The 12089-nt window shown below is 68.1% G+C and carries 9 protein-coding genes; 4 read left to right on the top strand and 5 right to left on the bottom strand.

Features of this window, described 5'->3' with window-relative positions; translation table 11 throughout:
* Nucleotides 1-18 precede the first annotated feature (18 nt).
* Nucleotides 19-366: an arsenate reductase (glutaredoxin) gene (gene arsC, locus ERC79_RS17735; RefSeq protein ID WP_207390359.1), complete on the bottom strand. Its 348-nt coding sequence runs from the start codon at nucleotides 364-366 to the stop codon at nucleotides 19-21.
* Nucleotides 367-514: 148 nt separating this feature from the next.
* On the opposite strand from arsC, the gene ERC79_RS17740 reads away from it, so the two are divergent.
* Nucleotides 515-844: a GntR family transcriptional regulator gene (locus ERC79_RS17740; RefSeq protein WP_242676905.1), complete on the top strand. Its 330-nt coding sequence runs from the start codon at nucleotides 515-517 to the stop codon at nucleotides 842-844.
* A 116-nt stretch (nucleotides 845-960) separates the two neighbouring features.
* Nucleotides 961-2517: a BCCT family transporter gene (locus ERC79_RS17745; RefSeq protein WP_131579736.1), complete on the top strand. Its 1557-nt coding sequence runs from the start codon at nucleotides 961-963 to the stop codon at nucleotides 2515-2517.
* Nucleotides 2518-2530: 13 nt separating this feature from the next.
* Here the strand turns inward: ERC79_RS17745 and ERC79_RS17750 are convergent, their stop codons facing one another.
* Nucleotides 2531-4090 carry a phospholipid carrier-dependent glycosyltransferase gene (locus tag ERC79_RS17750; RefSeq protein WP_131579737.1) on the bottom strand — a complete coding sequence of 520 codons (1560 nt, stop codon included), beginning with the start codon at nucleotides 4088-4090 and terminating at the stop codon, nucleotides 2531-2533.
* Between the two features lie 23 nt (nucleotides 4091-4113).
* Between ERC79_RS17750 and rsmI the strand changes: the two genes are divergently transcribed.
* The gene (rsmI, locus tag ERC79_RS17755) at nucleotides 4114-4944 is read left to right on the top strand and encodes a 16S rRNA (cytidine(1402)-2'-O)-methyltransferase (protein ID WP_131579738.1); all 831 of its coding nucleotides are present in this window, start codon (nucleotides 4114-4116) and stop codon (nucleotides 4942-4944) included.
* Between the two features lie 31 nt (nucleotides 4945-4975).
* Here the strand turns inward: rsmI and ERC79_RS17760 are convergent, their stop codons facing one another.
* The gene (locus ERC79_RS17760; RefSeq protein ID WP_131579739.1) at nucleotides 4976-5158 is read right to left on the bottom strand and encodes a hypothetical protein; all 183 of its coding nucleotides are present in this window, start codon (nucleotides 5156-5158) and stop codon (nucleotides 4976-4978) included.
* A 250-nt stretch (nucleotides 5159-5408) separates the two neighbouring features.
* Here ERC79_RS17760 and ERC79_RS17765 point away from each other — a divergent pair, with 250 nt between their 5' ends.
* Nucleotides 5409-9473, top strand: coding sequence for a WD40 repeat domain-containing protein (locus ERC79_RS17765; protein WP_242676623.1), 4065 nt, complete (start codon nucleotides 5409-5411; stop codon nucleotides 9471-9473).
* On the opposite strand, the gene ERC79_RS17770 is transcribed toward ERC79_RS17765, so the two are convergent.
* Together ERC79_RS17770 and ERC79_RS17775 are read right to left on the bottom strand one after the other, a co-directional pair.
* Entirely contained in the window at nucleotides 9394-10689 is a 1296-nt protein-coding gene (locus tag ERC79_RS17770) for an aminodeoxychorismate synthase component I (RefSeq protein ID WP_131579740.1), read from the bottom strand. The genes ERC79_RS17765 and ERC79_RS17770 overlap by 80 nt on opposite strands.
* A 92-nt stretch (nucleotides 10690-10781) precedes the next feature.
* Entirely contained in the window at nucleotides 10782-12056 is a 1275-nt protein-coding gene (locus tag ERC79_RS17775; RefSeq protein WP_131579741.1) for a DUF2786 domain-containing protein, read from the bottom strand.
* Nucleotides 12057-12089: the final 33 nt, after the last annotated feature.

The following is a 12089-nucleotide window of genomic DNA, read 5'->3' on the forward strand; positions in this document are numbered from 1 at the left end:
GTTTCCTCCGGGAAGGAACTAGAGGATCTCGCGCACCTTCTCGAACGGGCGCGCGAGCACGGTGCCCTTGTCTGTCACCACGATCGGGCGCTCGATCAGAATCGGGTTGTCGACCATCGCGTCGAGCAGTTCGTCTTCCGAGGCCGACGCGAGACCGAGCTCCTTGTAGATTGCCTCCTTCGTGCGGATGGCCTCGCTCGGGCGCAGGCCCGCATCGTCGAGCAGCTTGCGCAGGCCGTCCCGGGACGGCGGCGTCTCGAGGTACTTGACGACGGTGGGTTCGAGGCCTGCCTCCTCGATGAGCTTCAACGTGTTCCGCGACGTGCTGCAGCGGGGATTGTGATAAATCGTTGCGGTCTTCGCCATGCCTGCCATTCTGCATGGTGACGGCGACAGAGAACGCAACGGTGGACTCGATTTCGATCGCGGACGCCGTCGCCGCGCTACGGTGAATCGACGAGACCCGGACGACGAAAGGCCCGCCGTGGACATCGTGATCGATCCCGATTCGGAGATGCCGCCGTTCGAGCAGCTCCGGGTGCGGATCCTCGAGATGGTCCAGCGGGAGGAGCTGGTGGCCGGCACCAAGATTCCGACAGTCCGCGCGCTCGCCGCGGATCTGGGTGTCGCGCCCAACACGGTCGCCCGCACGTATCGGGAACTCGAGCAGCTCGGCGTGATCGAGACCCGTGGCCGACTGGGATCGTTCGTGGCGGAATCCGGTGATCCGACGCGGACGAAGGGGCAGCGTGCGGCAACCGACTACGTCGCCGCCGTCCGCCGCCTGGGGATCTCGAACGAGGACGCGGTCGCATTCGTGACAGCCGCCCTGCGCGGCGCCTGACATCCACGACCTCGGCTGATTTCTGTAGTCGAATCTGTCGGGATCGCAATTTGCCGGTACTTCGCCGAGTCGCCCGGCGCTTGCTTTTGCGGGTCGAGGTGAGCACCGTGTGAAGGATGTCAGGCGCGCGTGAGCTGTCCGGGACCGATCGTGTGGTGTTCACCGTGGCCGCATCCGCCGTCGCGGCCATTGTCGTCTGGGGGCTCGCCGCGCCGGAGAACCTCGAATCCGTCACCGGTGCTGTGCTCGACTGGCTGGTCACCAACATGGGCTGGCTGTTCGTGATCGCCGCCTCCGGCTTCGTGATCTTCGCACTGTGGCTCGCGGCGAGCCGGTACGGACAGATCCCGCTCGGAAGGGACGGGGAGAAGCCCGCCTTCACCACCGTCAGCTGGATCGCGATGATGTTCAGCGCAGGGATGGGCATCGGGTTGATGTTCTTCGGTGTCGCCGAACCGGTGGCCCACTACGTCATCCCGCCGCCCGGAACCGACGGCGGCGTCGGGACGGCGATGGCGACCACGATGTTCCATTGGAGCCTGCATCCGTGGTCGATCTATGCGGTGATGGGGATGGCGATCGCGTACGGCACCTACCGGCGCGGACGGCCCCAATTGATCAGCGCCGCATTCTTCCCGCTGCTCGGCCGCCGCAGCGAGGGACCGATCGGACGAGCCATCGACATCCTCGCGATATTCGCGACCATGTTCGGTACCGCGGCGTCCCTCGGGCTCGGTGCCCTGCAGATCGGGTCCGGCATCGAGGTGATCGGCTGGATGGGTGAGGTAGGGACCTTCCTGCTCGTCGCCGTCGTCGCCGTCCTCACACTGGCCTTCGTCGCCTCCGCGGTATCGGGTGTCGCCAAGGGAATCCAGTGGCTCTCGAACATCAACATGGTTCTCGCGCTGGCTCTGGCGGTGTTCGTGTTCGTGCTCGGGCCGACGGTGCTGATCCTCAACCTGATCCCGACCACGATCGGCAAATACGTCGCAGACGTGGCAGCGATGTCGGCGCGCACCGCGGCGTCGAGTAATCCCGCGACAGCCGACTGGCTGTCGTCGTGGACGATCTTCTACTGGGCCTGGTGGATCTCCTGGACCCCGTTCGTCGGGATGTTCCTTGCCCGGATCAGCCGTGGACGCACCATCCGGCAGTTCGTCGTCGGCGTGATCCTCGTTCCCAGTCTGGTGAGCTTGGTGTGGTTCTCGGTGTTCGGCGGCGCGGGGATCGCCCAGCAGCGTGAGGGCGCCGATCTGGCCGGCCGCGATACCACCGAATCGCAGCTGTTCGGCATGCTCGAACACCTGCCGCTGTTCGGGGTCTCCACGGTGCTGGTGATGCTGCTGGTCGCGATCTTCTTCGTCTCCGGTGCGGACGCGGCCTCGATGGTGATGGGCACACTGTCGCAGCGTGGGGCCCTGGCGCCGTCGCGATGGGTGGTCGTCTTCTGGGGTCTGCTCACCGGCGCCGTGGCGGCGCTGATCCTGTGGACCGGTGGCGCCGATGCGCTCACCGGACTGCAGACGATGACGATCATCGCTGCCGCGCCGTTCGTCGTCGTCATGATCGGTCTGTGCCTGTCGCTGTACCGGGATCTCTCGCGTGACCCGATGATCCTGGCGGATCGCAAGGAACGCCGCCTGTCAGTTCGTGGGCGACGCCGATGGACGTGACAGTCAGCCCACGTCAACGCCAGCTCGGCAACCACAACTGCTGTTGCCACAGTTCAGGGGTGATCGGCATGGCCGTGAGGATCGGCCACAGCCATACGAAGTTCGCGACCACCAGGCCCACGTAGAGACACACCGCGAGCAGTCCGGTGCCCCGGCGCTCAGCGGAATCGCGCGCCGTGCCGAGGATCTCGCCGAGAACCAGGGCGAGTGCCATCACCAGGAACGGTGCCAGAGCCACGGCGTAGAAGTAGTACATCTGACGGTCGAGGGTCGCGAACCACGGCAGGAACGCGGCGGCGTAACCGGTGAGGACGGTCGCGTACCGCCAGTCACGGCTGACGACGGTGCGCCACAACGCCCAGCCCAGCACAGGCAAGGCCAGCCACCACATCGCGGGCGTGCCGATCAGCATGATGGCTTTGACGCAAGTCTGACCGCCGCAGCCCGATACGTGCTCGCCCTCGGCGAAGTAGTACAGCATCGGGCGCAGGCCCATCGGCCACGTCCACGGTTTCGACTCCCACGGGTGGCGATTGCCCGCGGAATTGGTGAGGCCGGAATGGAATTCGAGGACCTTGCCGCTGTAGTACCACAGCGCCCGCAATGCCTCGGGGACGAACGAGAACGTGCCACCGGTGCCGATCTGGTTGCCTACGGCGTGCCGGTCGACGCCGGTCTCGCTCGAGAACCAGGCCCAATAGGTCGCCAGGTAGACCCCGAGCGGGATCACCACCAGCGCGTAGAGCGCCGGTCCGATGTCGCGGACCGCGGTACCGAGCCACGGCTTGCGCACGCCGTACGCTCGCCGCGCTGCGATGTCGAATGCGACGCTGAGCAGCCCGAAGAATGCGATGAAGTACATCCCGGACCACTTGGTGCCGCACGCCAGCCCGAGCATGATTCCGGCACCGAACCGCCACCAGCGCACACCCATCCGGGGGCCGAGCGAGCTGAGGTCGATGCGGCCCTCCGCATGAACCCGGGCCATTCGCTGGCGCACTTGGTCTCGATCGACGACCAGGCAGCCCAGCGCCGCGACGGTGAACAGGGCCAGGAAGATGTCGAGCATTCCCAGCCTGGAGGAGACGAATGTGACGCCGTCGACGATCAGGAGGATGCCGGCGATCGCACCCACCAGCGTGGAGCGGCTCAGACGCCGTACGATCCGCACCACCAGCAGCACCAGCAGGGTGCCCGCGACCGCGGACGCGAACCGCCAGCCCCAGCCGTTGTAGCCGAACAGCGCCTCGCCGATCGCGATCAGCTGCTTGCCGACCGGGGGATGCACCACCAGCCCGTATCCCGGGTTGTCCTCGATGCCATTGCCGGTGAGAACCTGCCACCCCTGTGGCGCGTAGTGCTTCTCGTCGAACACGGGCGTGCCGGCGTCGGTGGGATAGTTCAGCATTGTGAACCGGGTGATCGCGGCGATCGCCGTGACCAACAGGGTCACCACCCAACCGCGCCTCCGGTCGGTCGGACCGAAGTCCGCCGCCGGGACCAGCGGTCCCGGACTGACGACGCGAGCGCCGGCTGACGGCGGTGTCGGGCGCTCGTCCGTCAGCTGGGTCACGACACGATCGTAGGCTGTCACCCATGACTGGTCGCCTCGTCCTCGCCGCAACTCCGATGGGCGATATCGGTGATGCCTCCGAACGGCTGCGCACCGCGCTCGGCTCGGCCGACGTTGTCGCTGCGGAGGACACCCGCCGGACCAAGTCGCTCGCCGCGGCACTCGGGGTCGCGATCACCGGCCGGGTGGTCAGTTTCTACGACCAGGTCGAGGTCGCCCGGCTGCCTGCGCTGGTCGCCGACGTCGAAGAGGGGAAGACCGTTCTGCTGGTGACCGATGCCGGTATGCCGTCGGTCAGTGACCCCGGTTACCGGCTGGTTGCTGCGTGCGTCGCGAAGGAGCTGCCGGTGACGTGCCTGCCCGGCCCGTCCGCGGTGACGACCGCGCTCGCGCTGTCGGGGCTGCCGGTGGAGCGGTTCTGCTTCGACGGATTTCCACCGCGAAAGCAGGGGCAGCGCCGGACGTGGTTCTCCTCGCTTCGCACCGAGCCTCGCGCGTGCGTGTTCTTCGAGGCGCCGCACCGACTGGCCGCGTGTCTCGCCGACGCGGTCGAGATCCTCGGCGGCGAGCGTCGCGCCGCGGTGTGCCGTGAACTGACCAAGACGTACGAAGAGGTACGGCGGGGCACGCTCGCCGAACTAGCGGAGTGGGCCGTAGAGGGTGCACGCGGCGAGATCACGGTGGTGCTCGAGGGAGCGCAGCCGATATCCGTGGATCCGGAGGATCTCGTCGGGGAGGTCGAGCGATTGGTGGCTGACGGTGTGCGGCTCAAGGACGCCTGCGCACAGCTCGCGACCGAGGGCGTGTCCAAGCGCGAACTCTATGAGACGGTGCTCGCCGCGCGGCGCGACTGAGCCCAAGGAGAAACGCCCCCGCCGACCCCCGTCAAACGGCCCGGTTGTGGGTGGGAGGTCCGGCCGAAGCCGGGCTCCCACCCACCGGGGCCGCGGCCGCATCGGCGGGGGCCGCACCCAACAGCACGATCAGGCCCACGGTCGCGGCTATCACGAGAGCAGCACCGAGAGTGGGCGGCGCCTTGGCCGTCATCCTGGTTGCTCTGTCGATCATGCCGAGCTCCTTGCTCCGTCGCGTGCACCGGCTGGGACTACCCCTCGTCAATCCAGCCCCCGCCGGTAAGCACGCCGACGGCGTAGGCCGTTGTGCGTCGATGACAACTTTGGACCGCCGAGCGATCACGACAAACCGGAAGGTCTCCTCAGCGGGCTATCATCGCAGTTCGGAGGTGGTGAGGAATTATTCCGCAGCGGAAATTCGAAGGGTGTTCGGCGGTGGGAACCGGTGGGTCGACAGTCGGGGAGTGGGGAACGGTGCGTGGGCGATGACGTCCGATACGCCGGGATCGGGCCCGGAGGGGCAGCCACCATCGGGAGCTGAGCCGCGACTGTTCTTCGCCGACCAGTTGCGACTGCTGTTCGCGACCGCAGGCGGACCGCCGCTCAAGAAGGTGATGTCCGAGGCGGGCGTTCTCATCCGATCGATGGGCGGCGAGAAGCCGGTGTCGGTCCAGCGGATCAGCGACTGGCGATCGGGCAAGCGAATGCCGGCATCGTTCGAATCGATCCGTCCCGTCCTCGTGGTCCTCATCCGCATGGCCCGCGCGTTGCACGGTGGGCAGCCGCCGTCGGATGGACTGTTCTCGATGCGGCAGTGGCAGACGTGGTGGCAGAACGCCAATGCCGTGCCGACGGCCCGTGCCGCGGTCGCCGCCGAGTCGGGAGCTCCGACGCTGCCCGCGGGGGTGCGGCCCTACCGGGGCCTCGCGCCTTACCGGGAAAAGGACGAGCGCCTGTTCTTCGGCCGCCGGAACAGCGTGAGCGGACTGGTCGGCGCGGTGGTCGCGGCGCAGGGGCAGGGTCTGGTCGTCGTCACCGGGGCTTCCGGAGTAGGCAAGTCGTCGCTGGTCCAGGCCGGGTTGATTCCCGAGATGCGGGGCCGCGAACGTGGTGGGGGACTCGCCGCGTTCGCGCCCGTGGTGTTCACCCCCGGCCCGAACCCCATTGCGGCGCTCGTTGCGGCGGTACCCGAGTTGGCCGATGTCGTTGTGGCGCCCGGGCACCAGCGGGTCGAACTCGCGATGCGCCGTGCTGCGGACCGATCCGGGGCACAGCAGATGCTCGTTGTCGTCGACCAGATCGAGGAACTGTTCACCCAGTGCACCGACCCGGACGAGAATGACCGGTTCCTCCAGGTTCTCGACTTCGCCGCCACCGCGCGCGCCGGTCGCGAACCGTCCGACACTCCGTCGGTCGTCGCGACGATGCGTTCGGACTTCTACGCACAGGCGCTGGCCTTTCCGGTTCTGGCGCGGGCACTCGAACAGCGCAGCAAGCCGGTGTCGCCGCTGCTGCGTGACGATGTCGTAGAGGTGATCACTCAGCCGGCCCGGATGATCGGGCTCAAGCTCGAGCCCGGACTGGTGGACCTGATCCTCAACGACCTGGGGGTGCTCACGTCTGCGGACGGGAGCGGCACGGTGCTGCCGCTCGTGTCGCACCTGCTCGACACGATGTGGGAGGGGCGTCGCGGCGGTCAGCTGACCATCGCGGGCTACCGCGCCACCGGCGGGGTCCGTGGCTCCATCGCCGCCGCTGCGGAGCGGGCCTGGGAACAGCTCGACGAGCGGGGACGCGTCCTCGCTCGGGCGATGATGGTGCACCTGGTTTACGTCACCAGCACCGGCACCGACGTGAAGATCCGCCGGACGCTGTCCCAGCTGGTGGCCTTCGACGCCGATGACGCCGGTGCGGGCCGCCGGGTGGTGGATCACTTCGTCAGTGCCCGGGTGCTGGTGGTCGACGGTGACGAGGTGGAGCTGATCCACGACGCGGTGATCGACACGTGGCCGCGGCTCAAGGCCTGGATCCAGGAGGATCGCTCGTATTCCGCACTGCGGCAGCAGATCGAGACCGACGCCGCGCACTGGGAGGATGCGAAGCGGAACCACAGCCTGCTCTACCACCGTGGACGCCTCGACATGCTGGCCGAACACAGAGCGACGCGGGCCGATGCGGGCCGGGCGGGACTGCCTGCCACCTCAGCGTCGCTGACACCCGTGGCCTTCGAGTTCCTGGAGGCCTCGCGTCGGCAGGTCCGGCGTCACACGTGGGTACAGCGAGGGGTGATGGCGTCGCTCGCGTTCACCACCGTCGTAGCCGTGGTGATGGGCTCGATGGCACTGGGGGCGAAATCCCGTGCCGAGTCCGAACGCAGTACCGCTCAGTTCCAGCAGGTGGTGGCGCTGGCCGACGCCCTGCGCGACACCGATCCGACGACTGCGGCTCAGCTGTCGCTGGCGGCGTGGCAGATGCGGCCGGACAGCGATGACGCGTACTCGCGACTGGTCGCGACCGAGAACACGTCGATCGCCCGAGTCCTGCCCGGTCACACAGGTCCGGTCTACGGTGTTGCGATCTCGACGGATGGCACGACCCTCGCCACCGCGAGTGACGATCGCACCGTGCGTCTGTGGGATCTGACGGACCGCAACAACCCGGTCCAGCTCGGTGCCGATCTGATGGGACCGAATCAGTACATGGCGTCGGTGTCCTTCTCCCGCGACGACCGACTGCTTGCCGCGGGTGCAGGTGACGGCTCCGTATGGATATGGGACATCTCCGACCGTTCCGCCCCGCGGACGCTGCTGCCCGGGCTCCGGACCGGGTCCGGGGCTGTGCACAACGTTCGCTTCAGCCCCGATAGCCGACTACTCGCGGCGCCGCACGACGATGGCACGGTCACGTTGTTCGACACGTCCGACCCGGCGGCGGCCCAGTTCCCGACGTGGAGGCTGGGCGGTCACGCCGGCGGCGTGCGGACCGTGTCGTTCCGGGGCGAGAACGTCCTGGCGACTGCGAGCGACGACCGCACTATCCGGGTGTGGGACATCACGGATCGGGCGCGGCCGCGGCAGATCACGGAGTTGACCGGCTTCGACGACGTGGTGCACTCGGTCGCGTTCAGCCCGGACGGACGCAGCCTCGCCGCGAGCAGCGACGACGGGCTCATCCGAATGTTCGACGCGACCGATCTCGCGGCGATCCGGCTGATCGATTCGCCGATCCAGGCGCACACGGGTGGCATCTGGACCATCGCGTTCGCCGCGGACGGCGCGACGCTCGCGAGTGCCTCGTGGGACGGGACGGCCCGGCTGTGGTCGGTCGACGAATCCACCCGGAGCCTGCACGAGCTGCGGCCCGCACTCAGCGGCAACGGCGGCGGGGTGCCGGCCCTCGCACTCGCCCCCGACGGTGGTGCGATCGTCACCGGTGGGCAGGATTCGCTGGTGCGGATCTGGTCGCTGCCGACAGGCACGGTGCCGGTGTCGGATTCGGCGATGACCTTGCCTGCGATGGATCGTGGCGGGTCGATCCTCGCGACCGCCGGATACGACTCGACGGTCCGGTTGTGGGCGATCGACGACGGCGGTGGGTTGTCGCGCAGCGGAGCCATCGATGTGCCGCGGCCACTCGGCGGCGCCAATGTCGCGGTGATGTCGCCGGACGGTGATCTGCTCGCCACGACCCAGACCTCGGGCGGATATGTGCAGCTGTGGGATGTCCGCGACCCGGCGTCGCCCCGCCAGCTCGGTGCCCCCATCGCCACCGCCACACGGTTCACCTGGGAGATGGCGTTCAGCCCGGACGGCCGGACACTGGCGATCGGTGACGGCGACTTCAGCGTCGCGCTGTGGAACGTCGAGGACCCGGTGCATCCGGTGCGGCGTGGCGCCAGCCTGACCGGCCCGCACAACCTCGTGCGCAGTGCGGTCTTCAGCCCGAGCGGGGACACGCTCGTCGTGGCCAGTGCAGACGGGGACATCCACGCGTGGGACGTCACCGATCCGTCGGCGCCCGCGATACGTCCGGTGCCGCCGGGAGGCCACGACAGCGGCGTCAACGCGGTCGCGTTCAGTCCCGACGGTGCGACGCTGGTGACCGCGAGCGACGATCACACGCTGCTGCTGTGGGACCGCACCGTGGACGGTGGGTTCCGGCCGCACGAAGTGCCGATGCGCGGACACACCGGCACCGTGTACAGCGTCGTGTTCAGCGCCGACGGCAAACACGTCGTCAGTGGCAGCGACGACGGCACCGTTCGATTGTGGTCCGTGACCGGCGATGACGGCGGCGAGGCTGTGGGTGGCCCGATCACGACGATCGGCACTGGGCGCTGGCAGGTGGCGTTCCTGCCGCGGACCGATACTGTCGTCGCGGCCGGCGGCGACGGCGTGCTGCGTACCTGGCGATTGGACGCGGACGCGATCACCCGCCGAATCTGTTCGGCTACCTCGGAACTGACACAGGATCGGCCAGCACACTTCGAGATGCCGTTGTCCGGTCAGGGTGCGTGCGAGACGGGGTGAGCGTGATGATGCTCGCGGCCTTGTCGAGGCACTCCTGCCACTCGGCGTCGGGATCGGAATCGATGGTGATGCCACCGCCGACTCCGAGTTCGACTCTGCCCGTCGCATCGAACTCGACCGTGCGGATCGCGACGTTGAGCTCCATGCCTGCGATGGGGCTGTGCATGCCGACGGTGCCGCAATAGACGCCGCGTGGATGTGGTTCCCACCCGGCGAGCAGTTGACGCGCCGCGTGCTTCGGACAACCGGTCACCGAGGCCGGCGGGAACGCGGCGTCGAGCAGTCCCGGGGTGTCCACCGAGCCCGGCAACTCGGCTGTGACAGTCGACACCAGGTGCCACACGCCGGGTGCAGGCCGGACGCGCAGCAGGTCGCTGACCACCACCGAGCCGGGTTCAGCCACTTGCCCGAGGTCATTACGGACCAGGTCGACGATCATGACGTTCTCCGCGACGTCCTTCACGGAGCGGCGCAGCATTGCGGGGTCAGCAGTGAGGGGCAGCGTGCCCTTGATCGGACTCGACATGACGTGGCCCGCGCGCCGGGACAGGAACAGTTCCGGTGACAGGGATGCCACCGCACCCCAATCGCCCTGCACGAACGCCGCCCGAACGGGTCGGGTCTTCTCGACCGCGTCGGCGAAGAAGTCGACGGGGCTGCCCCAACTCGTTCCGTGGAACCGGGTGCACACGCAGGCCTGGTACACGTCCCCGCGGGTGATCGCATCGAGGCACTGTCCGACGCCGTCGCGATGGGCGTCCCGGTCCGGTTCGATCCACTCGACGCGCCACGGTTGTCGGTCAAGTTCCGGGCGGAGTACCGCCTCGGCAATATCCACAGGACAGGGCATCTCGGTGAGACTCTCGAACCACCAGCAGCCCGCCATGTCCAGTCGTAGAACATGATCGGTCCATCCGCCCGCCGATTCGGGCAGAATGCCGGAGCGGTCGGGGTAGCCGCGATAGCCGATCCAGCCGCCGCCGATCATCGGCCCGTCGGGTGCTGTCGGTCGGGTCGGGACACCATCGGCCCGGGCGAACGCGGTCCGCGGGTCGTGCGGGGCGGCGTGCACGCTCGGGGCGATCACAGCGGCGGCACCGAACCACGTCCCGATCAGTCCGGCCGGGGGTGGAAGCCCTCGGGTCTCCGCGCGGTGAGCAAGCGTCCGGAGCACGTCGGCGGCCGTGCCGCCGACTCCCAGTCGCTCGATTCGCATCCCTTCAGCCTTCCATGTGACCCGGCCGCCGGTGACAGCGGACCATCGCGCAGCCGGAGCGCCCGGGCCCCGGATTCGGGGCCCGGGCGACCTCACCTGGGAATCGCCCGACCGCCCGGGGCCAGTGAGGCGTCGTCCGCAGCGGACTGCCCCGCGTGCCACCCAACCGCATCCACCGATCTGCTTCGGAACGTCTTGGTGTTCGGGAACAGCCGGTCGAACTCGGCGTCCACCGCCTCGGACCGTGCCGCGAGGACGGGCACCAGCTCGCCGACCGGCACCGCCGCTTCTGCCGCAGCCTCTGCGGTGGCCCGGCTACCGGCCTCCTTGAGACGTTGCCCGATGCGGACTGCGAACCCGAAGAGAAATGCTTTGCGGAACGAGGTGGTGCGTGATCCCTTCTTCGCGGGCGGCGCCGATTCCTGCATCGCCCGGGTGGCTTGGATCAACAGCGACGTGAAGAGCAGGTCTACCTGGTCGAGATCGAGGGGGCTGCCGACTACCGTCGCGATCCCGAACCTGTCGAACCACACTGTCCGCACCCGATTGGCGTCGCCGATCGCGGTGAGGAGGTGCACCTTCTCCTTGACGTACGGATTGTCGAGGTGAATGCGACGGCTGCGGACGGTGGGGGTCCCGGCGGCGGCCGCATGCAGCAGTGCCGCGGTGACCGCATACCGCGTCATCAGTTCCTGTGCCTTGGCCGTGAAGGTCTCGGCCTCCTCGACGAACTCGGTGGCCTCCGCCTTGGCCAGCAGTCCCCGAATCTTGTTGAGCACCTTGGGGTCCGCGGTTTCATCGGCGGCGGTCTGCGCGGGTTCGACACGGATCCGGGGCCATGACGACGGTGGTTCGCACAGTTCGGTGACCCGAGGCAGTTCGAGCCACAACAGCGTCATCGCGGTCGACTCGTTATCGCCGAGGTGCCATCCGGACGAGTCCAGTGCGGCGCCGAATGCGTCGCTGTCGCATCCGTCCGGGAGGCCGGCGGCGAAGAGTGCCGCAGCTGATTCGCGTTCCGCGATCTGATCGAGTTGGGTGGCCCATTCGTGCGGTGCCCGCTCCGCAGCACCGCTTGCCCGGTACTGGTACAGCAGGGTTGCGGCAGTGACGGCCGTCGAGTCGCTGCCGAGTGTGCGCCGCGTCACGTGCATGACGTCGGCCGGTTGCCATCCCCGCTCGTAGGCCTCGGCGAGTGCGGTCAGCATGCCGGTAATGGAACGCCCCCTCGGTGGTGGGCACTCGAACCGTTCGAAGTCGTCGAACATGTCGTCTCCGAATGGATCCGCGAATGAGTCCTCGAACTCGTCGAAGTCCTCGGTCGCAGAGGACTCCGCGCTTCGAATGTATGTTCTGTTTCTCCCCATGGCGACAGTGTGCACCACGGGTCCGACAGCTTT

This window comes from Rhodococcus sp. ABRD24 (assembly GCF_004328705.1).
Lineage (GTDB): Bacteria > Actinomycetota > Actinomycetes > Mycobacteriales > Mycobacteriaceae > Prescottella.

What these genes read in the sequence shown, in the direction of transcription:
- arsC (WP_207390359.1), bottom strand. Translation starts at nt 366, where the DNA reads ATGGCGAAGACCGCAACGATTTATCACAATCCCCGCTGCAGCACGTCG.
- ERC79_RS17740 (WP_242676905.1), top strand. Translation starts at nt 515, where the DNA reads ATGCCGCCGTTCGAGCAGCTCCGGGTGCGGATCCTCGAGATGGTCCAG.
- ERC79_RS17745 (WP_131579736.1), top strand. Translation starts at nt 961, where the DNA reads ATGTCAGGCGCGCGTGAGCTGTCCGGGACCGATCGTGTGGTGTTCACC.
- rsmI (WP_131579738.1), top strand. Translation starts at nt 4,114, where the DNA reads ATGACTGGTCGCCTCGTCCTCGCCGCAACTCCGATGGGCGATATCGGT.
- ERC79_RS17760 (WP_131579739.1), bottom strand. Translation starts at nt 5,158, where the DNA reads ATGATCGACAGAGCAACCAGGATGACGGCCAAGGCGCCGCCCACTCTC.
- ERC79_RS17770 (WP_131579740.1), bottom strand. Translation starts at nt 10,689, where the DNA reads ATGCGAATCGAGCGACTGGGAGTCGGCGGCACGGCCGCCGACGTGCTC.
- ERC79_RS17775 (WP_131579741.1), bottom strand. Translation starts at nt 12,056, where the DNA reads ATGGGGAGAAACAGAACATACATTCGAAGCGCGGAGTCCTCTGCGACC.